The organism is Photobacterium sp. 2_MG-2023 (assembly GCF_030547675.1).
Lineage (GTDB): Bacteria > Pseudomonadota > Gammaproteobacteria > Enterobacterales > Vibrionaceae > Photobacterium > Photobacterium arenosum.
Window position 1 is genome coordinate 34,488 of the sequence record NZ_JAUOQQ010000006.1, and the last position, 23,514, is coordinate 58,001.

Consider the following 23,514-nt stretch of genomic DNA (forward strand, 5'->3'; position numbering starts at 1 on the left):
TAATTGCGTGACTAGCCGCATAATAGAGCATAAATTTATATTATTGTTGCTACTTGACTGTTCTTGATATGTTACGTTCTATCAAGTCAGTCTTGAATGCTGGCATTAAAAAATAGGAGAAAGTAATGAAACTTAATGTAAAAAAAACTGTAGTCGCAAAATTATCGAAAGATGCAGACAACATGCCTGTTGAAATTGAACGTGAAGCAGCAGAGCAAGTTGCAGGTGGCTGGCCAACTTTATCAGTTGGCCTTTCTTGCATGAAAACAAAGCCTGTTCAAGCATCAAGTGAAAGTGAATAAATACCAAAAAGGAATATGACATAGTTGCTATTGATCTAAATTATGCAATTAGTCTGTTTCCTGCTTTGTAATTGTGTTTATGGCAGATGTATACAAAGTTAAAATGTCTTACTGTCAGGCACTCAAAATAATAGAGTGCCTGATTTTTTTCACATCTATCTTCTTCTGAGACAATAACCATGATCAATACTTCATCGCTATTGCATGTTTACCCCGGCTTCATTAATGATTTAATTCAGCATGTAGAGCGCTTTGATAGTCTCGGTAGTAGCAATGGAGGTGAGGTGTATGGATCCTTAATGGAACCATTGCTGCTTAAAGAGGCATTCGATGTTGAATCTCTCTCTGAAGACGTTATTTTTACATTGCTTACAAGTTTAAAGGAAGACAGCCGTCAGAATGGCTCTTCCAAATTTCGTCTTTATATTGAAGGAAAGGAAAACCAAGCGGAGGAAAAGAGGTTTATAGGAGAAGAAAGAGAAGCGTCAGAAAGCATTGAACAATTTTTTATGCGGGTTTCTGAAGGGAAGAAATTCGGTATCGTCATTAACGGTGTTCAACAGTGGTCAGATGATATTTCCCGGTTCGCTGCAAAAGTATTCAAGCCTTTAGTTGAAAGATATGGCTATTCATGCGCCTCTGTTGAAGCAACATTGTTTATGGGAAATTACGGATATACTCCATTTGGTATTCATGTTGATGATCCCTATACGCATGTTGTTCACTTTCATCTTGGTCCGGCGGCTAAATCGATGACACTCTTTGAACCGGAATTATTCCATCAACTAAACGGGCCAGAAAAAAATTGTTATCAACCTGAAGACCTGATCTCCTACGGGGATACATACGAAATAAGTGCAGGGTCTATGTTTCTTCTGCCTGCTAATTACTATCACGTGGGTAATACTCAGTCATTTTCTATTGGGCTGGCATTATCAATTTCCAAGAATCCAGAGAGTGCTATAACACAATTCCTGCTCTATGATGCAGTTAATGACAATCGCTTTGCAGGTGATGTTCACGAAGTGATAGAACGTTTAGAAATCAGTCAGATCACACTGGCTGAGTGGATGTCAGAAAGACTTGAAGATCACTGTCTGAGAAATAAAAGTCAAAAAGGGCTAAGATATTCTTTTATCGAACGCGAGGTTCCAGAATTTGAAAATAACACCGTATTTCTGCTTGATCCTGATTTCTCCATAGAGTTTTCGGATAACGGGGAAAAAATAAGGGTTTTTTGTAGAGGGAATAAAATAAAGTTGTCTTCTGAAAATCAGTTTATAGGTTTCCTTCAGTGTCTTACTTCCCAAAAAGATATTTTTACAATTAGAAAATTATATGAGTATTTTAATGGCGAGGTTAATATGGATACGATAACTTTTTTAATTGCATTATTTTATTCATTTGGTGTGATTCATATACGCGAGTAGATTTTTAAATATTTTAATAAATATAATGGGAGTTAACTGATTCTGACAATAGCAAAAGGTATCTTAGGTTCACCTTTTGTCAGTGTCCAGGGTTAGTGGATCGGATCATATATAGTACGTACTCTGTCGCCATATTCAGTGGTTTTTTCTGCACCTGCGAAATTATTGATACTTGCTACTTTCTCAAGTGTTGGGATTTCTACTCTTGCCACTATACGCGTAATAATCAGAGCAACCACTCCTCGTCGAACTGGCCACTCATCCATATATTTGTAGAAACCCTCAGCTCCATCAATTCTGCCAAGTGCCCCGATTACTCCGTGACTGCATGCCTCACAGGTTTGGTCCGAATCATGATTACCAGAATGAAGCTGAGCAGCGTGGTGATGGCAGCCGTTAAATAAAGTGGCCTGATCCCCCAATGATCTAATAGCCCGGCCCCTGCCATGGCACCTGCTCCGATGGCTCCGTTGAAGATAGCAGCATAAATTGCGGAAGCTGGTAATGCATCAGCTCCTGCTAATCGTATGATCCAGGCCTGAATTCCGACAAAGAGTATAGCGATGCCAAGGCCCCAGCCGGAGAGCAGCAACAGTGCGATAATCCCATCTTTCACTGTGACTGTGCTGATCAACAGCAGACAGAGGGATACCAATAGCAGGCCGATGCTAAGCACAGCTTTCAGGTGTTTATCGATGAAGACTCCGCACAGTAAATTACCGAGTATTCCCGCAATGCCGAAGGCAAGCAGGCAGATGACGACCCAGTTTTGAGGAATGGCCACTTCTGAGGAAAGCAGGACTTCGATGAAGGTAAAGGCAGCAAAGTGTGCAACGATACCGCATGCTGCAATCAGATATATCCGTCTTAAATCTGTATTGCGCAGCACCGAAACAAATTGGTTTCGGCTCAGAGAGGCAGTGCTGGCTACACGGGGAAGACTGAATGCCAGAGTAAGCGCGGTGGCGACAGAGAGTAACCCCAGCAAACCAAAGGACAATCGCCAGCCGGCGTCATGACTTATCCAGTTGATGAGCGGAACTCCGAGAACACTGGCAGTGGAGACGCCGCCAAAGATAATTGCAGTTGCCCGGCCAACGCGGTTCGAAGCGACCAGTTGTGCTCCCATTGTGCCAATCATCGCCCAGAAGGCACCATGCGCGAGTGCGCCCGCTAATCGGGCGATGAGAAGTACAGTGAAGCTATGGCTCGCTGCCGACACGGCGTTAGAGACTCCCAGTAAGAGCATCAGTCCGACTAACAGTGGCCGGCGGGGCAAATGGCTGATAGTCATCACAGACAATAATGCGGCTGCAGCGCCCAGCCACGCATACAGGGTGACAACTAATCCAGTCACACTGGTATTCTGATCCAGATCGGCAGCAATGGCTGACAGCATACCAATGGGGGCTAATTCAGTGGTGACCACAGTAAATGCAGCAACGCCGAGCATGGAAACGGCTGCCCAGTTGCGCCAACCCGTAGCGTTGGATGTATTCATGAGTTGACTCCTTTTGGTCCCTCGAAGCTATAACGGTCACCTGTCGGCTGAAAATCCCCTGTGGCTTGTTGTTGTGGATTCAGATCATCAGAGGTCAGAGTGATACTGGCTCTTTGCGGCAAATAGAATTCGCTCATACCCGTATAGCTCAGTCCTATCGCAGACACTTCCAGCTCTTGGCTCAGAAAACGCTTTCGCATGATTATTTTTCCTTGGTTCGTTTTATGATTCTCAATATACTTTCCGAAACTGGAGGTTTGTATGGCGAAATCTGGTAATCCGATTTCCGATATAGGAAAAAGGGGGAGGCATAACACGTTGAACTGGGATGATGCCAGGATTTTTCTGGCTATTGCCCGGTCAGGCACCTTAAGTGGCGCCTCAAAAGCGCTGGGAATTGGGTTAGCAACAACATCCCGTCGTATAGAACGGCTGGAGGCAGCGCTGGGGCTGAGCCTGTTCATTCGTGATCAAATCGGCTACAGGCTGACAGATGAAGGAGTGATGCTGATTGCTCAGGCAGAGGCACTAGAGCAAGCTGGCCATGCGTTTGGTGCGGCTGCTCAGGGCAGCAATGATGAAGTGGCGGGGCATGTTCGCCTGGCAACAGCGCAAGGCCTGGCGGATCATCTTATTATTCCTGCACTTCCTCAGTTAATGTCATCACACACCAATCTGACCATCGAGATTGTCACCGGTGTCTCAACGGTTAACTTGCATCGATATGATGCTGACATGGCAATACGTATGGTCAGGCCGGAGCGTGGCAATGTGAGTATCCGGCGGTTAGGTGAGCTCGGTTTTGGCCTGTATGCATCACAAGAGTATTTGCTGCAGAGAGTCACACCGAAAGGCGGTGAGTCGTTTGAAGATAATGAGTTTATTGGCTGGTCTGAGAGCCAGCAGCACCTTCCGGCGGCACAGTGGTTAGAAAAAAGGTTGCGTGGAAAGCCTTGTCGCCTGACCACCACTAGCATGTCATCTCAGGTAACAGCGGTTCAAGCTGGAGCGGGGATAGCCGTTCTCCCTCATTTTATTGCTCAAAAGCAGGGACTGACTTGTGTCCAGAGTGATATAGGGTGTAGTCAGCCGATTTGGCTGGCGATTCATTCCGATCTGGCACACTCCAGAAGAGTACGGCTTGTTGCCGATTTTCTGAGTGATCTTGTTCTTCAGAATAAAGGGCTGTTGGTGAGCGGGCACGCATGATGGTATACAGCCGGATGATGATATCAGGCACAGTCATCATTAATCTGGCGGCATTAATCGCCATTTATCTGATTGAGTATGACAACCCCAATACGCTGGCCCCTTTGAGGGAATCCGGCAAGTGGCTGGCATCTTGGTTTCAGGCGGTGACGCCTTGTACAGCGGGTTTCAATACCCTGGCGGTTAGCTAATGTGACCTGCGTTGCTCGGAAAGCACTCAGTGCATTCCAGCCAGTACATTAGTCAGGCGTTGATGGGCAAATATCCCCAACATTTTCTGCAACTTGCTCATTTATCGCCATAATTAGACGTAGTCATCATAAAAAAGTGACAACACATTTTTCGAGCCGACTGGGGTAAGGAGACCAAATGAAGCATCAGTTGTTGGGGTTAAGTTTGACGGTGATATTAACGATTCAGCTTTCGGGGTGCGGTGTGTTGCTACACCCTGAACGAAAAGGTCAGCGGGGAGGTCAGGTGGATCCGGCTATTGCCGTTTTGGATGCGGCGGGCTTGCTCCTGTTTGTTGTGCCCGGGTTGATCGCTTTCGGGGTGGATTTGTATTACGGCACGATTTACTTGCCGGGAACAGCCAAAACTTTAAATGAAGAAGAACTGAACAGGCTAAGGACAGTCGATGGGCAGATTCAGCCAGAACAGCTCGCCAGGCTTGTTTCAGAGCAAACTGGTCAGGTTATCCATGCTGAAGAAATGTTGTCCTATCCGGTCGGCTCAGTGGATGAGTTAACCTTTATGCTTGCTGAGGTACCAAAGAAGACCTCCTCTTAGATTGATGGCAGTATTATCAAAGGTATATTGCTAAAGGTATCTTACTGTCGATGGGTAGTGATCCTGAATATCAACACCAGCGCTCACGGCTGATGCTTTAAGTATTGCTACTCATCTGACTGCCAGGGTTCACTATGCATGGCGCGAGTTTCAACAAGGTAGGGCAATACATCATACATTTCTGGCGTTATGCAGAAGCAGGTGTTGATATTTGGTCTTTGACGTGCTCAATGAAAAGTTCGACCGATCGGGATAGCCTGTTTGGATTCCATACCATATGAATATCCCAGCTTGTTTCTTTTGGAAACGGGATTAATTGAATGGCGTCATAAATTCCGAGAATTGATTTTTTTGGTAAAATAGCAACACCTGTATTGGATAAGATCAATGTAATAATGGTTTGCAAATCTGCTGAAATATTGGTGATCTTGTATGTTCTGTTTTTTAACAGAGACATAGTATTCAAATTGATCTGAGATTTACTGTGATTACTCATCATCAGCAAATTATATTTCTGTAAATAGAAGTCAATATGATCACTGTCATACTGGCCTTTTGAAACAGCTAGAACAAATTCATCACTTGAAACACGAATACTGCCGAGTGACTGCGAGGCTGGTTTTCTCATGAAGCCAATATCTAAGGAACCTGAAAGTAATTGATCTTCTTGATCTTGTGAGCATATATCTGACAGGGAAATAGAAATGTTACTGTGTTTCTTCTGGAAGTCACGAATAAAAACCGGCAGGAAATCATTACTTGATTTACCAAAACCAATAGATAAAGGTGTCAGGTTATTCTGTGAGATGCTGGATATCAATTCATCTGTTTTCTTAATATGCCGATTTAACGCTGTGATTTCATTAATGACGAGTTTACCTGTATCTGACAGGACCACGCCCTGGCTATCTCTGACAAACATTTCAATCTCATAGGCATCTTCAAAATTTTTAATCTGTTTTGACAGTGTAGGTTGAGAAATACAAAGTATCTGTGATGCAACCCTGAAGCTCTTCACTTTTGCAAGGATTTCAATAGAGCGTAAATGTTTTGGATTAACCTTCATAACTTTAAGTTATCGCCATTAAAATAAAATCACTATGCACTATAGCATAAACGTAGATAATTCTGATATCGAACACTGATGAATGGGTTTTATATGCAATATTGTGTGCTGGTGAAAGAAGAAGTGCTGGTTTTTGAAGAGATCCATGCAGAAAACGCATCGGATATCATCTTTAGCTTATTCAGGCAGGGGTTTGTATTAGCACCTGTATTAATTGAGGCAAACAACGCAGAGAACGCTAGAGCGTGTTATCAGCATCGTTATGAATGGAAGGATGTTTCCACTGCATTTCAGCAGAAAAAGGTATTGGTCTGTTAGTTTTTATTGGATGAATACCAGAATTCATCAAAAGGTGTCAGACGTTGCGGTTAATCGCTGCGCCAACAGTTAAGAAGAAATCCGTGTGTTCACTGTCGGATTGACTGACAGCGGAGCACACGGAAATCGACGTGAAAGCGTTGACGGATTATTTCAGGGCAGTTTCCAAAATCGCATAGGCGGCTTTGATGCGTTCGCCGTTGGGATAATTCTTGTTGGCCAGAATCACGATGCCGGTTTGTTCGGCAGGTATATAGGCGACATAAGCGCCGAATCCGCCGGTTGAACCCGTTTTGTTCACCCAGATATGCTCTGACAGAGGTTTGGGTGACGCGATTGCATCAATAGGCATCGGGTTGAGAATGGTCTCAGTCGAATTTCCCGCCAGCAAGGTGTTCAGTGATGCCGGATAATCATACATTTCCCAGGCCAGCCCTTGCGTCAGGGTGCTGGACCGATAATAACCTGTCTTGGTATTTGCCAGCGCTTGCTTCATCAGAGGCTGGACAGAAACTGTCCCGATATTGGCTTCGATATAGCGCACCATATCCGCACTGGTCGATTTAACACCGTAGGCTTCAGCATCCAGAACACCGGGATTGACTCTGACAGCGTCGCCAGCAGCGTTGTAGCCAAAGGCGTATTCGTGCATTTTGGCTTCCGGCACATTGACAAAGGTGCTGGACATCCCGAGTTCCGGCAGGATGAGATTTTCCATCAGCGCCGGGTAGGCATCCCCCATACTCTGAGCGGCGAGATAGCCAAAGAGGCCAATGCTCGGATTAGAGTACAGCCTGTGAGTACCTGCCGGAAAGGCAGGCTGCCAATGGCGATAATAGTTCAGCATGCTCGTGTGGTTCGTGACGCTGTCAGGGAACTGAAGCGGCAACCCTCCAGCCGAGTAAGTGGCTAACTGAATTAACGGCGTGTTTCCAATCGTACTGCCTTTTAGCGCCGGTAAATACTTCGACACCTGATCGTCGAACGATAGTTTTCCTTGCTGCTGGGCATAGCTGGCCAGCGTCGCGGCAAAGGTTTTACTGACCGAACCCAGTTCAAAAATAGTGTTCTCCGACACGGGCTGCTGTTGCTGAACATCTGCCAGCCCATAGTTATAGTAATAGGTTTTGCCTTTGATAGTGATGCCAAAGGTTATACCCGGAATCTGGTAGGTGTCCATTAATCGTTCAGCTTGCTGATCCACGGCCTTTCGGAGCGTTGCTTCCTTCCCAGTTGTCTGACTGTAGGCAGGTGATACGGCTGAGGCCAGAAATGCAGCAAAGAGTATCAATGATCGAGTATTGCAGATGGTGCTTTTCATTGTGACTTCTTAATGAGTATAAGGTGAATGTTAATTATCGGCCCCCATGGAGACAGGGCGGATATTAAAGTGAGTCAATTTGATGCACAATGTGCGAAATCTAATAAGAGCAATAAGAAAATCTAGGGTCAGAAAGTCTGAGGTCACAGGAATGAATATTACCCACCTGCCGCTGAACGCGATTCGTGCTTTCTTAGTGTCGGCAAAACATCTGAATTTTACCAAGGCAGCGGTTGAATTGTGCGTGACTCAGGCTGCAGTCAGTCAGCAGGTGAAAATGCTGGAGTCCCAGCTGGGCGTGTCTTTATTTATACGTCAGTCCCGGGGGTTAAATTTATCAGAAGAAGGCATGATGCTGCTGCCTGTGGTGCAAGGGGCGTTCGACAATCTGTCTGAAGCTCTGGACATGCTGGCGCAGGGTATCCACCGGGAAGTGGTCTCTGTGGGTGTGGTCGGTACATTCGCGGTGAACTGGCTGCTTCCCCGAATTGCTGATTTTCAGGCACGGTATCCCCTGATTGACCTGCGCATCTCAACCAATAACAACACGGCCGATCCGGTCGCTGAAGGTCTGGATTATCTGATCCGTTTCGGGAAAGGCAGCTGGCATGCCACGGAGGCGACTGAGCTTTTTCCCGCGCCGTTTACTGTTCTGTGTCCGCCGGGAATCGGCCAGGCATTGTCCTCACCGAGAGATGTGTTGAACTACACCTTGTTGCGATCCTATCAACCCGATGAATGGCAACTGTGGCTGAACGAAGCCAAAGTGGCAGTGCCGAAAGCAAAACTGAGTGCCATAGTGTTTGATTCTTCAATCGCCATGATCGAAACGGCTATTCAGGGCTATGGTGTGGCACTGGCTCCACCTGTCATGTTTGAAAGGCTGTTGATGGAAGAAAAGTTGGTGCAGCCGTTTGATATTTATCTGCATAAGGGGTCTTACTGGCTTACCAAGCTGCATGCGCAGAAAGAGAGTCAGGCGCAGATTAATTTTAAACAGTGGTTGCTCGCCTGTGCCAATGAAGCGAGCAGCACCTCAGTATGAGCAGCGATGCCGGGCTTGAGTTTTTTCGCTGATCAGACAGGCTTCCGCCAGCAACTGGCTGATCCATTCCTGAAACACGTTTACCCGTAAAGAGAGGTTTTTCCGGCTCGGATACAGGAACGAAAGCGGGATGGGGCTGGGTTGGTAGTCGGGCAAGACTTCCTGCAATGTATTGTTTTCTAATAAATGCAGTACATCATATTTTGGGATTTCAATAATGCCTATGCCAGCTAAAGCGCTGGCGATATAGGCTTCTGCATTGTCGACCGTGACCCGGCTTTGCATGGGCACCGAGACGGTTTCCCCATCTGAATGGTATTCAAGACATGCCTGCTGGGCTGGCATCTGGATGGCGTAATGGATGAGATGGTGCTGACTTAAGGCTTCAATGTTGGCCGGAATGCCAAATTTAGCTAAGTACGCCGGACTGGCGCAGTAAATGATTGCCAGATCGCCAAGTTTTTTACAGATCAGCTCTGAGTCGGATAATTCACCGACCCGGATAACACAATCAACCCCTTCAGCCACCAGATCCACCAGCCGGTCTTTCATGCTGAGTTCGATATTAATCTTGGGATACCGGGATAAAAAATCAGGGAGAGCAGGGATCACGATACGGCGGGCAATCCGGCTGGGCATGTCGATACGCAGTCGTCCTTGTACCTGATGGGGGGCAGTATGAAACATTCGCTCCGAAGCGTTAAATGTCTGCACAACATGGCTGGCTGTGTCCAGATAGCGAAGCCCGTCCTGAGTTGGCGTCAGTTTGCGTGTGGTACGGTGTAATAACTGAACACCCAGCCGGTTTTCTAATGTTTGTATCACAGTCGAAACCGTCGATCTTGGCATATTTAACGCTTCCGCAGCTTTGGTGAAACTGCCACTTTCCAAGACCTGAATAAAAACTTCTATTTGCTGGATTCTGTCCATCTTGTCTCTGCCATTGTTCGTAAACGCTGACAGGTTCTGTCAGGAATTCGGATTTATCTAGTGTAGAACACTCACTATAGTCATTCAGTGCTGTTATGAAAATGGATATAGGGAGAGAGAGCATGTCTAGAAATAGTATTGAAGGTAAAGTTGTGCTGATTGCGGGCGGGGCGAAAAACCTGGGAGGATTACTGGCTCGCGAATTTGCCCGGCAAGGCGCGAAAGCTGTGGCTATTCACTATAACAGCGATGCGACCCAAGCTGCTGCCGAGGAAACCGTTGCGGCCGTCCGGGCTACCGGCGCCGAAGCTGTCGCGTTTCAGGCCGATTTAACCAAGGCGGCGGCAATGGAGAAACTGTTCAACGATGTTGTTGCTTCTGTGGGGCGACCTGACATTGCAATTAATACTGTAGGTATGGTTGTGAAACAACCGATCATGGAGGTAACTGAAGCTGTCTTTGATCAATCTTGCGCAGTCAATGTGAAAACGGCCTTTTTCTTCCTTAAAGAAGCAGGAAATCATGTGAACGATAACGGCAAGATCTGCACGATTGTCACGTCACTGCTTGGTGCTTATACGCCTTTCTATGCGGCTTATGAAGGTTTGAAAGCTCCTGTCGAGCACTTTACCCGCTCGGCGTCGAAAGAGTTTGGGGCGAGAGGAATTTCAGTAACGGCAATCGGTCCTGGCCCGATGGATACGCCTTTCTTTTATCCGGCAGAAGAGAAAGAAGCGGTTGAATACCATAAAACGGCTGCGGCACTTTCGCCATTCTCAAAAACCGGTCTGACTGATATCGAAGATATTGCTCCCTGGATCGTATTCATGGTCTCAGACGGGTGGTGGATGACAGGTCAGACGATTTTGGTCAATGGTGGCTACACCACGAAATAAACCATGACCGGCAGCGGGCAAGCTCGGAAAATCAAGCCCGCTGTTTATCTGGCCGGGACACCGGTGAGGAGGCGTCATATGAGCCACGCATTTCAAGCCGTTTTTGATCGCCAGAAAGCGGCATTTATGACAGACCGGACGAAATCGCGGGACTGGAGGCTAGATCAGTTGGCCCGAATGGAGCGCATGTTGCTTGATCACCAGAAACGGTGGTGTGCTGCGCTTCATCAAGACTTCGGAAAACCGCCTTTTGAACAGTTATTCGAGATCACTGTGCCTATGGGCAACATTGCATTTTACCGTGACAATCTCGATCTGCTGATGGCGCCGGAAGCGGTGATGATACCCGACGGACTAGCAAAACGTGGCTTGCGTGGTGAGGTACGGAAGGAGCCTTACGGTGTCACCTTGGTGGTTGGCCCGTTCAATGCACCGATACTCTTGCTGCTTGATCCAGCTGTTGCTGCATTGGCTGCTGGGAATCCTGTTATTCTGAAACCAGCAAATACCACCCCCGCAACTGCGGCATTATTTGCCGAGTTGATCCCGCAGTACTTTGCACCTGAAGATGTTGCTGTTGTCACTGGTGGCCGTCAGGAAATTTCAGATCTGCTTGAATTACCTTTTGATTTCATTTTCTTTACCGGCAGCGCGTCGGTGGGCAAAGTCGTGATGCGAGCTGCCGCAGAACATTTGACGCCAGTTATTCTGGAGCTGGGAGGACAAAATCCGACAGTGGTTGATGAAACAGCGGATCTTGACCGTGCAGCCAATGCCATTGCATGGGGGCACAATGCGATATCGGGGCAATGGTGTATTGCTCCCGGTTTTGTTTGTGTGCATACGTCTGTTGCGGATGCTTTTGTTGAAAAACTGTCCGCTTCGGTGACCCGAATGTATGGTGCCGATCCGTCACAAAGTCCCGACTTTGCAAGAATGATCAGTGAAAAGGATACGGCCAGGGTGGCTTCATACATAGTGCCGGAGAAGACCGTATTGGGGGGGCGTGCTGATGTCTCTGCCTGCTATGTCGAACCGACCTTACTGTACCCGTCTGACTGGACAGATCCTGCTATGCAGCAGGAGGTCTTCGGACCTGTGCTGCCCATACTCCGCTATAGTGACATACAAGACGTAATCACTCGGTTGAAAACCTTTGAAAAACCGCTTGCCGCTTATATTTTCAGCCGTGATGAGGCCACCATTGAGCGATTTCTGCACTCACTCTCGTTTGGTGGCGGTTGTGTGAATCTGGTCAACCTGCACTGTTGGATTGGCGCTTTACCCTTTGGCGGTGTGGGTTCGTCTGGGATGGGAAAATACTACGGCAAGGCGGGATTTGATGCACTGAGCAATGCTAAATCTTTGTTGCTGTCACCAGCAGACATCAGTGTCGACGTTTATCCGCCGTATCAGGGTAAAGACATTGATGCGATGCTGGACCCCTTTTCCTGAAAGAAGAGCCAGAAACAGGAGCATTGAATGCATACGATCTATGTCATTGGCGGGGGCTTGCTGCTACTCGGACTGTTCTTTGTGGTGTCCTGGTTCACCGGGCAGCCTTTTGCACGATTTCTGAAACCGTTTCTGCTGGCCTGGCTGATTTGTGCCGCTGTGAATCTCTGGGTGGGGGTTGTTGATGCGGGATACAGCCTGGCAGAGGAATTGCCTATTTTTGCTGTGGTATTTGCCATACCGGCCGTCATTGCCTGGCTGCTGGCAAAGCATCGCGGATAAGTGATTGCCTGTGCCGTTCACTGGCTCAGGTGAAAGGCACTGAGATGAGGTATTTTCCGGGAAGGCAGATGATACAGTCCATGATTCTTAAGCTTGCTCCAAAAGCCGCGTTGCGCCAGCTGGCGACAGACGAGCATCCCCATGTGACCAATATCGAGTTGTTTTTCGATTTGGTGTATGTGTTCACGATTATTCAGCTCTCGCACTTCTTGCTGGCACACAGTTCCTGGCTGGGGGCACTGGAGGCTTTAACGCTGTTTGCCGCGGTATGGTGGTCCTGGAACTATACCGCATGGGCCACTAACTGGCTGGATCCGGATCACGCCCGCGGCCGGATGCTGATGGTTGTGCTGATGGCCTGTGCATTGCTGATGGCGATTGCTATGCCTCTGGCGTTTTCTTCAAGGGCTGGGCTCTTTGCCGGTGCTTACGTGGTGATGGCCTTGACCCGTGCCGGATATATGGCGCTTGTTTTCCGGGGCGAAAGGATGGGGCAGAACTACGCTCAGCTTGGTGCCTGGAGTGGAATATCCGGCCTTTTCTGGATGGCAGGCGTTTGGCTGCCTGAACTCCGATTAGGGTGCTGGATGCTGGCTGTGGTGATTGACTACGCCGCTCCATACGTGGGGTTCTGGTTGCCCGGTAAAGGGGCGACGCCAATGGAAAGCTGGCCGTTGCGCGGATTACATCTGCTGGAGCGGAATCAGCAGGTGTTCATTATTGCATTGGGTGAATCCATCCTGTTGTTGGGTGGGTTGTTAGTGGGAAATGCGCTGCATGCTGACACGCTGGCTGCGGCTACTGTGGGCTTTTTTCTGATTGTCACGCTGTGGTGGATATATTTTGTGCACCTGACGGAAGCGGGGGAGCATCGTTTTCTGCAGGAAGCTGATCATACTAAGCTAGCCAGAGCCAGTCTGGCTTATGCGCATGGCATTATGGTGGGTGGTGCAATAGTGACAGCGGTTGCGATTGAACTCATTGTCGATCACCCCCTGGAGCCGGTCCATCTGCCGGTTGTGACGGCGGCTGCTGCCGGCCCGTCGATTTTTCTGTTCGGCAGCGCTATGTTTCGCCGGACCATAGCGAAGAAAATGCCGTTTGCTTACCTGATTGCTGTTGTAGCGCTTGTCCTCTGGAGCTGGCTGGCCTTTTCTTTCCATTGGCTGGGGCTCTGGCTCGGCACTGGTGTGTTGGGCATTCTCTTATCACTTGCCCGATTCGGGGGGGAGGGCAATCGGGCATGACGGGGCAACCGCTGGCTGCAACTCGGGGTGTGGCCGTCAACCTGACCCTGCTATGCGCCATCCTTTTGCACAACCTGACCTATCCGCTGTCGGTGGCAAGCGGGATATGGCCTGCCGTGTTTTATTGTTTTTACGCTGTTATTTTCGTTGCTGCGACATGGGCGCTAACCGGCGATGTCTGGTTGCGGGGCTTTGTCGCTGTAAGTGGTCTGGCCGTTCTGATGGTGGGTTTGAACAATTCTTACCTTCCGAGCCAGTCAGCGGCGCTGGCTGTTTTTCTCACTTCAATTGTCTATCATCTCGCGATGGTCGTGGTACTGGCATTGTATACATTTCGCGCCCGTACCGTGATGGCCGATGTGGTACTTTCAGCGACCTCTTTATATCTTGTGATTGGCTCAGGGTTTGCCGCCATTTTTGCACTGATTGAATGGGTTGCTCCCGGTTCGTTTATCGTGAGCTCTGGCGCAATAATCAACTGGCAGCAGATGGTGTATTACAGTTATATCACGCTGACTACCCTGGGGTATGGTGATATAACGCCAGTGGGATTTTATGCTCAGGCTGTTGCATCGCTCGAAGCCGTCATCGGTGTGCTTTATACCGTGATCTTGCTGTCCAGACTGGTCGGGCTGTACGCGTCAGGCAGAAGATAAGGTCAGTGATGCGCTATCTGGTGAGGCAAATTACGGGTGATTCCAGTCATTCAGTGCGTGACTCGTCATAATATTGCCCCATCACTTCTATGACGTCTTTCATTGCCTGGCGCAACGCTTCAGGCTGGATAACCTGAACTTCCGGTCCGAATCTCAGCATTTCCACCACCGCCTGTTCGGTTTTGCCTGAGGGTAAGGTGACGCTTGTCCAGCCCGTATTATCTGTGTGAGTAATTTGTGTGTGTTGCCGGACATAAGGGGGGCTCAGGCTATGTAACATCTTGAGCCCTTTGGCGGTGAGTTTGATCTCTGCTGTGTAGGGGTAGAGTTCAGTTTCCATCTGGCGGGTGCTTTGCTGCCAGTATGCGGATAAGTCAAAGGGCACCGGTGATTCAAAAGAGTGATTCAGGATACTCAGATCCTGAATGCGGGCAACCCGGTAAGTTTTGACCTGCATCTGAGACTGAGCCACCAAATACCAGGTGCCAGCCTTTAACACCATACCCAGCGGATTCACGACCCGCTGGCTGCTGCCACGCCAGCTTTGATAATCAAACTTGATCTGGTTTTTCTGCCAGATTGCGTTGAACAGCTGCGGCAGGTCGCCAACGGTTTCCTTTTCTGTAAACCAGCCTGGGGTATCCAGTAGAAAACTGGACTGAAATCGTTCGGCGTGAGTGCGGAGACTGACCGGAATGGCAGCCAGTAACTTCAGTCTGGCTTCCGACATGGCGGGCGCGAGTCCCAGTTCCTGCATCGGGCCGGACAAACCGAGCATGAAAAGTGTTTCGATTTCCTGTTTAGAGAAACCATTGAGCTGTGTTCGGTAGCCTTCCAGCAACCGGTAACCCCCATTGACGCCCTGCTCGCTGTATACAGGGATACCCAGCGCACTCAGGCTGTCGATGTCGCGGTAGATACTGCGGACAGAAACCTGACAGTCGCGGGCGAGCTCTGCTGCACTGACTTGCTCGCGGGATTGCAGGGTCATCAGAATGGTCAGGAGTCGACTGGCGCGCATCAGCTTTTCCACCGTTAAAGAAAGAAATCAGAAAGAGTCAGGATCGTTTATAAACCTGACAAAATCTGACAGGTATGGCCAATATAATGACCCGGACTGATAACAACAACAGGAAATAACAATGTCCGATAAAGCACTTGGTAACGAACTGGTATTCTTCCATTCACCGCATACGCGCTCGTCCAGCGTTCTGATCCTGCTTAACGAGCTGAATGTGCCTTTTAAACTGAATGTGCTGAATATGCTGGTGGAGGAGAACAGACAACCGGCCTATCTGGCGATTAACCCGCTGGGGAAGGTACCGGCTTTACTTGATGACGGTGCCTTGATTACTGATCAGGTGGCAATCTATTTGTATCTGGCTGACTTATTTTCCTCCGGCGGCCTGGCTCCCGGCCTGAGCGATCCGCTGCGTGGTCCCTATTTACGTTGGATGCTCTATTACTCCGCCTGCTTTGAACCCGCTGTTTGCGACAAAGCCATGGGGTGGGTGCCCAATGAGCAAAAGGTCAGCCCGTACGGAGACTACGACACTGTGCTCGGGATACTCATTGAGCAACTCAGGGCAGGCCCTTATTTGCTGGGAGAGCGTTTTACGGCGGCTGATCTGTTATGGGCAACAGCACTGAAATATTGCACGGCATTTGGATCGGTTGAGCCAGATCCTGTGATTACTCAGTACCTGGCGCGGGTCACTGCACGGCCTTGCTTTACATATGCCAAAGATCTGGATACCAAACTGGCGGCTGATCATGAAGCCGGGCGTTTAAAAATACTGGAAGCAGGGGAATTCGCACGCAGGTAGCGGTTTTCTGCCCATAGTGCGGACACCAAAAAATGGCTGGCTCAGATGGCATTCATCAGAGCCAGCCATACACCGCAGGGGCATGAATGCCCCTCTTTTTCAACGCGATGTCTTGTACAGAATCATCACCTTGAAAGGAGACGTTATCGTTGTGAGTCTAACGTTTCATTATTTTTCACAACATCTTGCGCTTTACCATAGCTCTCAATCAGGAGTTGGTAGGCCGGGAAAATCTTGGTATAAATTGCCGCCCATTCCATCGCATCTTCACGATTCCAGGTGCCTTGAAGTTCAGATGCAACAGCGGCGGTATCCATAGGAACCACACCAGCTTGTACCACTCTGGCAAGTGTGATCTCTTGGGCCATTTTCGAGTAGGTGCCCGAGGCATCCACAACCGCAAAAACCTTATAGCCATCGTAGACAGCACTGATAGCGGGAAATGCCATACATACACTGGTAATCGTGCCGGCAATAATGAGTGTTTTTCGCCCTGTAGCTTTTACAGCATTGACAAAGTCAGGGTTGTCCCACGCATTAATTTCACCTTTTCTAGCCACATATTGAGCATGCGGAGCGTTTTCATGTATCTCTGGAATCAACGGACCATTTGGCCCCTGAGGTACGGACGCTGTTGTAATAACAGGAAGCTCTGACAAAGTAGCCATTTTCGCTAAGGCAGCAGCCCGTTGGCGTAGTTCTGGCATAGGCATGTCACCGACGGTTTGGAACAGACCACTTTGGTGATCAATCAGTAGCATTACGCTATCGGCGGGATCGATTGTTGGTTTTGTATTTCCGAAATTAGCTGGAGAGCTCATTATTAATTCCTCAGTAAGTGCTTTATTTAGCTGATTTTTCCAAATTGGCCGTTGTTGTAATCAAAGATTGCCTGTGAAATTTCTTCACGGGTGTTCATTACAAAAGGGCCGTGACCGACAACAGGCTCGTTTAATGGCGCGCCATTCAGTAACAGCGCAGTTGTCTCTTCTTCTACACTGAAGCTAAAAACGTCTCCTTCACGTTCCATGACTGCGAGTTCAGCTTCATGAACAAGATGTTTGTCCTCAATCTTGACCTTACCTTTCAGAATGAAAAGCGCAGTGGTATGTCCTTCCGGCAGTTGAAAGGAAACGTGATGATTGGCTTTTAAACGCAAATCCCAAACATTCATTGGGGTAAATGTGCTGGCTGGCCCGGTAGTGTGTTCATAGGAACCGGCAATGATGCGAGCGATACCGGCATCGTCTGGCAGAGAGGCTTCAGGTATCTCCGCGTTGGTAATTCCCTGATAGGAAGGCGATGTCATCTTATCTTTTGCCGGTAAGTTCACCCACAGCTGGACCATTTCGAAGGCCCCGCCAGACTGAGCAAACGCCGGGCTATGATATTCCTCATGGATGATCCCTGAAGCGGCAGTCATCCACTGAACATCACCAGGCTCGATCGTGCCACCGGCACCGGAAGAGTCACGGTGTGATACGCCGCCGTCATAAACGATGGTGACGGTCTCAAAACCGCGATGCGGATGCTGGCCCACACCCAGTTTGTTTGTTGTGGGTGGAAAATAAGCGGGTCCGGCGTAGTCCATTAATAAAAATGGCGACATTTCTTGTGCAATATCGGCATAAGAAAAAATACCCCGTACCGGAAAACCATCTCCGACCCAATGATTACCGTTACTTTTTTTAATAAACGAAAGCTTTTTCATCATTCAACTCCTCAAGATTGCATGAATCTTAATGTAGTTGATACTCAGCTCTTTTATTAGGTAGTAAAATTCAAAAACACTTTTCAATGAGATGAACAATGGACTTTAATGAAACCGCAGTCTTCGTGAAGGTTGTTGAATCCGGAAGCTTTAGTGCAGCAGCAAGGCTGATTGGCTCGCCGACATCAACCATCAGTACGCGTGTTGCGCGGCTTGAAAAACGGCTCGGCGTGACACTGTTGCAACGCACAACCCGAAAATTGCAATTAACCGAGGCGGGGGAAATTTACTTTAAGCATGCCGCGAAAGGGCTGCATCATATCCTTGATGCAGAATCGGCAGTCGTGGAGTCGGTGGCGGAACCGGCGGGCCGCTTGTGTATTACGGCACCGGCCGATCTCGGTGATCATATTCTGTCTGAGATCATTTCGACAATGAGGCAGCACTGCCCGAAAGTCACCCTGGAGTTGGTCTTAATGAACCGGTATGTCGATCTGATTGCAGAAGGTATTGACGTTGCGATCAGGACGGGATCGCTGGCAGACTCAACCTTAGTAGCAAAAAAAGTCGGAACGGCATGCTGGGCACCCTTTGCGAGTCCGGCATTTTTAGAAACAATAGACCCCCCCGAAAACCCTCAGGATCTTCGTCATTATTCGTGCCTGCAATTCAGCGCATTAGGTAAAGCATCCTGGACACTGTACAACCAAAGCAACAGCGTCACTGTCCCTATGCCCGGTACCGTCGTGGTGAATGATGTCGGGCTCATGCATGCCATGGCGATTGCCGGCGAGGGCATTGCGTTATTACCGACGTATTTGTATGAAAATACGGGTCATGCAGGCAAGTTAGTGCGTATTCTACCTGAATGGCACGCAAAGGCTGATCCGATTCATATTGTTTATCCCCGACAACAATTTATGCCACCAAAGCTGAGGTATTTCATTGATTTAGCTTCAGAGCTGTTGGAGAAAAGGCTCGGTGGTATCAGTCGGTCATCGATGGCTGAAGGGTAATATTTGCATTGATGGCGGACACCGAGCTTACCCGGCTACAGACATGAGAGTTGCCGCCCATCGGCTTTCTTACCTAATGCAAGCAGAGGAAAGTACTGCTCCTTGCTAGCACCTCAAACAGTATTGACTTGCGGGCCGTAACCCAATAACCTCATCATATTCGAAATTTCATATATGATAGAGCCATGTGTGACGCATTAACGTTTTACAAATCACTGGCCGAGGAAACTCGGCTTAAATCATTGTTGTTGCTGATGTCCAAGGGCGAGTTATGTGTGTGCGACCTGATGTCTTCGCTGGATCTGAGCCAGCCTAAAGTGTCTCGCCATCTGGCTGAACTCCGGAAGAATGGTCTGGTCAGCGATCAACGTCGTGGCAAGTGGGTGTATTACCGGCTGAATGACGAACTCCCTGTATGGATGCAGGAGGTTTTGAACCACACACTGAAAAACAATCAAGCGCTGATTACGGCAGAACTGCATTCGCTTTCTGCAAACCTATGTGATTTTTAGGAGGTTATTATGCCTGAGGTGCCAGAACTGTTGCCAAATATAGAAACGGATGAATTTCACATTCCGGAGACCGATATGCTTTGCCGTCAGTATGCCACGCACCCGCCGCGAATTCTGCTGCTGTACGGCTCACTCCGCGAGCGATCCTATAGCCGCTTAGTGATAGAGGAAGCTGCCCGGTTGCTCACCGCCATGGGCGCGGAAGTGTGCATTTTTAATCCTGCTGGCCTGCCTCAGCCTGATACCTGCGAGGCGTCTCATCCTAAGGTGGCAGAACTGCGGGAGTTAATGATGTGGTCGGAAGGCCAGGTATGGTGCTCACCGGAGCGGCACGGTGCGATGACAAGCATTATGAAAAGCCAAATCGACTGGATACCGCTGAGTATTGGCTCCGTCAGGCCAACACAAGGTAAAACGCTTGCAGTGATGCAGGTTTCAGGAGGCTCCCAGTCGTTTAACGCGGTAAACCAGATGCGCATTTTGGGCCGATGGATGCGGATGTTTACGATTCCCAACCAGTCTTCGGTGGCGAAGGCATACATGGAGTTTGAAGAGGATGGCAGAATGAAACCGTCCGCTTACTATCGGCGCATCGTCGATGTGGTGGAAGAATTATTTAAGTTTACCTTATTGCTCCGCGACAATAAGGATTGGCTTGTTGACCGCTATTCTGAGCGTGTAGAGAGTGCTGAAAAGTTATCTGAACGTGTTAATCAGCGAAGCATCTAATTGAGATAGAGAATCTAACATGACAAATATACAAGCCTGCGCGGATGTGGCTGTATCCCATAAAATGCGTTTTCTGGACAGGTATTTAACCGTCTGGATTTTTTTAGCCATGGCGGCAGGTGTCGGCCTGGGGGTGGCTTTTCCTGAGGTGGCGCAATGGAATGAATCGATGTCAGTGGGAAGCACCAATATTCCGCTGGCGATTGGCTTGATTCTGATGATGTACCCGCCGCTGGCGAAGGTGAACTACAGCTTGCTGGGTGAGGTGACCCGGGATAAGCGTGCCATCACCCTGTCGCTGATCATGAACTGGATTATCGGCCCGATTCTGATGTTTTCACTCGCGGTGATTTTCTTGCGTGATCAGCCGGGATACATGGTCGGGCTGATTTTGATTGGTCTGGCACGTTGCATTGCAATGGTGCTGGTATGGAATGATATCAGTGGCGGCAACAAAGAGTACGGGGCGACCCTGGTTGCCCTGAACAGCGTGTTCCAGATTTTCACTTATAGCTTGATGGCCTGGCTGTTTATTACGGTACTGCCACCCATGTTCGGGCTGCAGGGATTTGCGGTTGATATTACCATTATCGACATCGCTGAGAGTGTATTGATTTATCTTGGCATACCTTTCCTTGCGGGCTTTCTGAGCCGCAAATGGCTGGTCGCTGCCAAGGGCGAGGATTGGTACAACCAGGTCTTTATCCCGCGCATTTCGCCGATCACCTTAATTGCTTTGCTGGCGACCATAGTGCTGATGTTCAGCCTGAAAGGCGAAATGATCATTGAGCTGCCAATGGATGTCGTACAGGTAGCGATACCGCTGGTGATTTATTTCTTGATCATGTTTTTTGCCAGTTTCTTTATCGGCAACAAAATGGGCTTGCCTTACGATCAGAATACCTCGATTGCTTTTACCTCATCAGGCAATAATTTTGAGCTGGCTATTGCGGTGTCGATTGCGGTTTTTGGCCTGAATTCCGATCAGGCTTTTGTCGGTGTAATTGGCCCATTGGTGGAAGTACCGGTTTTGATTGCCTTGGTGAATGTCGCGCTGAAAATGAAGCGTAAGTATTATCCGGCTTAGTTGCGTATCTAGCACGCCATGAAATCCCGTCCAGCTTGCTGCGTGTAGTGGTGCAGAAAAGAGTGTTTTTTTGCCACTACACGCAAAAGGTACGGTTCAGTTGCTCTCTGGTTGATACCGAGAGCGACTGAAATCGAGGGCTGCTGATACTGGGATCTACTGAGCTAATTCACTCGTTTCTTGTGCATTTTTATCGACTATGTCCTGCAATCTGTCTTTGATCTGCTGGCTGGATTCAGTCTCAATCTGCTGTCGGAGTTGCTCCAGAGTCGTGTTGTCCAGCGCGCGATAACTGAGAGAATTGGCGGCCACTTCGCGGGTGGTGACATTCGTGTCATCTTTGAGCGTCTGCAACAAATAGTCGGTGGCATCCGAGCCGGGGACAAACCGCAGGGCATGGGTAGCCCGCTGGCGAATGTCGGTATTGGATTGCTCGGTATAAGTGTGCAAATCTCCGAAGCTCAGGTATTGCCCCATATTTCCCAGCACTGTTAGATGATGAAGGGTCGCCGAGGTATCGGGCGCAGATCTGAGTTCCCGCAATTGATCAGAGACATAAGCGTTGGCTGTGGTGCTGTCTTCCACACCCATACGCTGAACCATGGCGCTTTTGGCCAGATCGACATTGGCTGGCATCGACGCCGCCAACGGGCTGTTGCCGACCATATTGGAGAAGCGTTCAAAGGTTTGCGTATTGCCCTGCGGCGACAGCGCCAGCGACGCCATGATTGAGGCTGCCGCCTGATTCTCATTCATCCTGGCATTCAGCGTGGTTAGCATTGCTTCCTGCGAAGCGCGGCTGGCCACTGTACTCAGTGCACTCAGATACAGGCTGAACCCCGGTTCATGAGTACCAAATTTCGCCAGATCATCGGTCAGCAGATCCAGATCGCCGGGATAGGCGCGGGCAAAGTTCTGCAGCAGGGCGCTCAGCTGGCTTTCGGCTTTAACCCTTTCCAGACCATCCAGCGACAGCATGGCATCATAAAGGTCTTTAATTTCCTGATAAGCCTCTTCCGCTGAGGTGTTGATACCCTGAGTTGTCTGATCTGACTTTTGTTGCTCAGCACTCGCTGCTTTCTGAGCGCCGGCCCCCTGACTGGCTTTGCCCCCGGTGGAGAGAAACACCTCAGCGGCGGTTAACTCGATCTGACGCTGCGATTGAACCTGTTGGATCAGGGCAAGTTCAGCCTGACTGATGCTCTGAGACCATGACGTCAGGTTAAGCACCAAGCGGTTGTTATTGCTTGCCAGCGGCTGGTCGTTGAGCAGATGCTGGACGCTTTCATCCACAGACAACGATTGCAGCATTCTGTGTTGCTGATCCCAGCGAGCCTGATGGCTGAAGGAGTAGACAGGCTTGAGTGTGTTTGCCAGTCCGCGGGCCTGAGCCAATCCACGGGCTTGGTCATAGACGGCTTTGTTCAGTTCACGGCGTTTGAATAAGGCGTAGCTGTCGGTTGCCGGCGTCGGCGTGGTGTCCGGCTGCAGGCTGTAGAATGCGGTGAACTCGCCGCTGTAATCTTTTTCTGAGCGTTGCCATTGCGCGTTGCCGCTGAGCGTTTCCGGAATAATGTGTTGCATCATGAAGGCGATCGTCTCCATGGATTTCAGCGACGGATGAGGCTGTGTCAGATAGACTTCCAGGATCTCACCTTCAGCGGAGCTGATGAACTCTATCCCTTGCTGCACCTGCTGACGAATTGCCGCCACTATCTCGGGATTGGCCTGCTGATTGACGACGGCAGTGATGTCCGGCGACGGAATTCTTATCAGCTTGTAGATGAGATCATCCTGGAATTGCCGGTACTGGAACATTTCACCGGTAATATCAAAACGGATCGTTTGCTCAACTGTGGTGCCAGGGGCTGAAAAAGCGATATCGGCACTGTATTGCAGCGCAAAGACTTGTTTAGCAAATGCCTCAGAGGCGGTGTTGTCACTGTGTGAAGACGGCACGCCAGTGTGCTGAAAAGCCGACGTATTGCTGTTCGTGCTTGTTTGTGTGGCGGGTGGCTGTAAGGCAGAATCGGATTCATGGTCAGGTAGGGCGGAAGCGGGCGATTCTGAGAGACGAAACAGCGCGGCACCTGCGGCTACGCAGCTGACCAGCAGCAGGATAAAAAGTAATTTGTTCTTCATAGAATATTGACTCATGACACAGAGATGCTCCCCGCACTGTGGAT

25 protein-coding genes and 1 pseudogene are annotated in these 23,514 nt (G+C 49.1%); 17 read left to right on the plus strand and 9 right to left on the minus strand.

The genetic code is table 11. From position 1 onward, the window contains the following. Positions 1-125 precede the first annotated feature (125 nt). Both Q4491_RS06715 and Q4491_RS06720 read left to right on the plus strand, forming a co-directional pair. Entirely contained in the window at positions 126-302 is a 177-nt protein-coding gene (locus tag Q4491_RS06715) for a hypothetical protein (RefSeq protein ID WP_192014770.1), read from the plus strand. 299 nt (positions 303-601) lie between these two features. Next, a complete protein-coding gene (locus Q4491_RS06720) occupies positions 602-1,732 on the plus strand; it encodes a hypothetical protein (protein WP_303455894.1) in 1,131 nt (376 codons plus the stop codon). A gap of 313 nt (positions 1,733-2,045) precedes the next feature. On the opposite strand, the gene Q4491_RS06725 is transcribed toward Q4491_RS06720, so the two are convergent. Together Q4491_RS06725 and Q4491_RS06730 are read right to left on the minus strand one after the other, a co-directional pair. Next, on the minus strand, positions 2,046-3,233 hold the full coding sequence (locus Q4491_RS06725; RefSeq protein WP_303455896.1) for an MFS transporter: 1,188 nt from the start codon (positions 3,231-3,233) through the stop codon (positions 2,046-2,048). After that, complete coding sequence (locus tag Q4491_RS06730; RefSeq protein ID WP_303455898.1) at positions 3,230-3,433, minus strand: hypothetical protein; 204 nt, start codon at positions 3,431-3,433, stop codon at positions 3,230-3,232. The genes Q4491_RS06725 and Q4491_RS06730 overlap by 4 nt, the downstream gene beginning before the upstream one ends. A 61-nt stretch (positions 3,434-3,494) precedes the next feature. Between Q4491_RS06730 and Q4491_RS06735 the strand changes: the two genes are divergently transcribed. The 3 genes and pseudogenes from Q4491_RS06735 (at position 3,495) to Q4491_RS06745 (ending at position 5,231) form a co-directional block, all read left to right on the plus strand. Continuing rightward, positions 3,495-4,442: a LysR family transcriptional regulator gene (locus tag Q4491_RS06735; RefSeq protein WP_303455900.1), complete on the plus strand. Its 948-nt coding sequence runs from the start codon at positions 3,495-3,497 to the stop codon at positions 4,440-4,442. Continuing rightward, a pseudogene (locus tag Q4491_RS06740) lies at positions 4,433-4,627 on the plus strand (Ktr system potassium transporter B); the annotation flags it as partial. The gene Q4491_RS06735 and the pseudogene Q4491_RS06740, both read left to right, overlap by 10 nt. Positions 4,628-4,811: 184 nt before the next feature. Next, the gene (locus tag Q4491_RS06745) at positions 4,812-5,231 is read left to right on the plus strand and encodes a hypothetical protein (RefSeq protein ID WP_303455904.1); all 420 of its coding nucleotides are present in this window, start codon (positions 4,812-4,814) and stop codon (positions 5,229-5,231) included. Positions 5,232-5,418: 187 nt separating this feature from the next. Here Q4491_RS06745 and Q4491_RS06750 read toward each other — a convergent pair whose 3' ends face one another. Beyond that, positions 5,419-6,297 carry a LysR family transcriptional regulator gene (locus tag Q4491_RS06750; RefSeq protein ID WP_303455907.1) on the minus strand — a complete coding sequence of 293 codons (879 nt, stop codon included), beginning with the start codon at positions 6,295-6,297 and terminating at the stop codon, positions 5,419-5,421. A 78-nt stretch (positions 6,298-6,375) separates the two neighbouring features. On the opposite strand from Q4491_RS06750, the gene Q4491_RS06755 reads away from it, so the two are divergent. After that, complete coding sequence (locus tag Q4491_RS06755) at positions 6,376-6,615, plus strand: hypothetical protein (RefSeq protein WP_192014777.1); 240 nt, start codon at positions 6,376-6,378, stop codon at positions 6,613-6,615. A 148-nt stretch (positions 6,616-6,763) separates the two neighbouring features. Here Q4491_RS06755 and ampC read toward each other — a convergent pair whose 3' ends face one another. Then, on the minus strand, positions 6,764-7,936 hold the full coding sequence (ampC, locus tag Q4491_RS06760; protein ID WP_303455909.1) for a class C beta-lactamase: 1,173 nt from the start codon (positions 7,934-7,936) through the stop codon (positions 6,764-6,766). Between the two features lie 151 nt (positions 7,937-8,087). Here ampC and Q4491_RS06765 point away from each other — a divergent pair, with 151 nt between their 5' ends. Continuing rightward, a complete protein-coding gene (locus tag Q4491_RS06765) occupies positions 8,088-8,981 on the plus strand; it encodes a LysR family transcriptional regulator (RefSeq protein ID WP_303455911.1) in 894 nt (297 codons plus the stop codon). Here Q4491_RS06765 and Q4491_RS06770 read toward each other — a convergent pair. Continuing rightward, a complete protein-coding gene (locus tag Q4491_RS06770) occupies positions 8,973-9,911 on the minus strand; it encodes a LysR family transcriptional regulator (protein ID WP_303455913.1) in 939 nt (312 codons plus the stop codon). The genes Q4491_RS06765 and Q4491_RS06770 overlap by 9 nt on opposite strands. Before the next feature lie 122 nt (positions 9,912-10,033). Between Q4491_RS06770 and Q4491_RS06775 the strand changes: the two genes are divergently transcribed. The 5 genes from Q4491_RS06775 to Q4491_RS06795 all read left to right on the plus strand — a co-directional run bounded on the left by Q4491_RS06775 (position 10,034) and on the right by Q4491_RS06795 (position 14,447). Continuing rightward, positions 10,034-10,807, plus strand: coding sequence for an SDR family oxidoreductase (locus tag Q4491_RS06775; RefSeq protein ID WP_192014781.1), 774 nt, complete (start codon positions 10,034-10,036; stop codon positions 10,805-10,807). 78 nt (positions 10,808-10,885) lie between these two features. Further along, complete coding sequence (locus Q4491_RS06780; protein WP_303455915.1) at positions 10,886-12,262, plus strand: aldehyde dehydrogenase family protein; 1,377 nt, start codon at positions 10,886-10,888, stop codon at positions 12,260-12,262. 27 nt (positions 12,263-12,289) lie between these two features. Beyond that, complete coding sequence (locus tag Q4491_RS06785; RefSeq protein WP_192014783.1) at positions 12,290-12,544, plus strand: hypothetical protein; 255 nt, start codon at positions 12,290-12,292, stop codon at positions 12,542-12,544. Between the two features lie 68 nt (positions 12,545-12,612). Further along, entirely contained in the window at positions 12,613-13,791 is a 1,179-nt protein-coding gene (locus Q4491_RS06790) for a low temperature requirement protein A (RefSeq protein WP_225445043.1), read from the plus strand. Then, the gene (locus Q4491_RS06795) at positions 13,788-14,447 is read left to right on the plus strand and encodes a potassium channel family protein (RefSeq protein ID WP_303455919.1); all 660 of its coding nucleotides are present in this window, start codon (positions 13,788-13,790) and stop codon (positions 14,445-14,447) included. Before Q4491_RS06790 ends, Q4491_RS06795 begins: the two co-directional genes overlap by 4 nt. Before the next feature lie 46 nt (positions 14,448-14,493). On the opposite strand, the gene Q4491_RS06800 is transcribed toward Q4491_RS06795, so the two are convergent. Next, entirely contained in the window at positions 14,494-15,468 is a 975-nt protein-coding gene (locus tag Q4491_RS06800) for a YafY family protein (RefSeq protein ID WP_237794369.1), read from the minus strand. Positions 15,469-15,589: 121 nt separating this feature from the next. On the opposite strand from Q4491_RS06800, the gene Q4491_RS06805 reads away from it, so the two are divergent. Continuing rightward, on the plus strand, positions 15,590-16,273 hold the full coding sequence (locus Q4491_RS06805; protein WP_192014786.1) for a glutathione S-transferase family protein: 684 nt from the start codon (positions 15,590-15,592) through the stop codon (positions 16,271-16,273). A 143-nt stretch (positions 16,274-16,416) separates the two neighbouring features. Here the strand turns inward: Q4491_RS06805 and Q4491_RS06810 are convergent, their stop codons facing one another. After that, positions 16,417-17,094, minus strand: a complete 678-nt coding sequence (locus Q4491_RS06810; RefSeq protein ID WP_192014787.1) for a hydrolase — start codon at positions 17,092-17,094, stop codon at positions 16,417-16,419. A 26-nt stretch (positions 17,095-17,120) separates the two neighbouring features. Then, the gene (locus tag Q4491_RS06815; RefSeq protein ID WP_218383628.1) at positions 17,121-17,987 is read right to left on the minus strand and encodes a pirin family protein; all 867 of its coding nucleotides are present in this window, start codon (positions 17,985-17,987) and stop codon (positions 17,121-17,123) included. Between the two features lie 95 nt (positions 17,988-18,082). Between Q4491_RS06815 and Q4491_RS06820 the strand changes: the two genes are divergently transcribed. The 4 genes from Q4491_RS06820 (at position 18,083) to arsB (ending at position 21,328) form a co-directional block, all read left to right on the plus strand. Continuing rightward, positions 18,083-19,000 (plus strand): LysR family transcriptional regulator, encoded by a 918-nt coding sequence (locus Q4491_RS06820; protein ID WP_192014788.1) that lies wholly within the window; start codon positions 18,083-18,085, stop codon positions 18,998-19,000. Between the two features lie 185 nt (positions 19,001-19,185). Further along, positions 19,186-19,512, plus strand: a complete 327-nt coding sequence (locus Q4491_RS06825; protein ID WP_192014789.1) for a metalloregulator ArsR/SmtB family transcription factor — start codon at positions 19,186-19,188, stop codon at positions 19,510-19,512. A gap of 9 nt (positions 19,513-19,521) precedes the next feature. Further along, complete coding sequence (gene arsH, locus Q4491_RS06830; protein WP_303455927.1) at positions 19,522-20,241, plus strand: arsenical resistance protein ArsH; 720 nt, start codon at positions 19,522-19,524, stop codon at positions 20,239-20,241. A gap of 19 nt (positions 20,242-20,260) precedes the next feature. Beyond that, positions 20,261-21,328, plus strand: coding sequence for an ACR3 family arsenite efflux transporter (gene arsB / locus Q4491_RS06835; RefSeq protein ID WP_303455929.1), 1,068 nt, complete (start codon positions 20,261-20,263; stop codon positions 21,326-21,328). Positions 21,329-21,484: 156 nt separating this feature from the next. Here arsB and Q4491_RS06840 read toward each other — a convergent pair whose 3' ends face one another. Then, on the minus strand, positions 21,485-23,485 hold the full coding sequence (locus Q4491_RS06840) for a HEAT repeat domain-containing protein (RefSeq protein ID WP_303455931.1): 2,001 nt from the start codon (positions 23,483-23,485) through the stop codon (positions 21,485-21,487). Positions 23,486-23,514 lie beyond the last annotated feature (29 nt).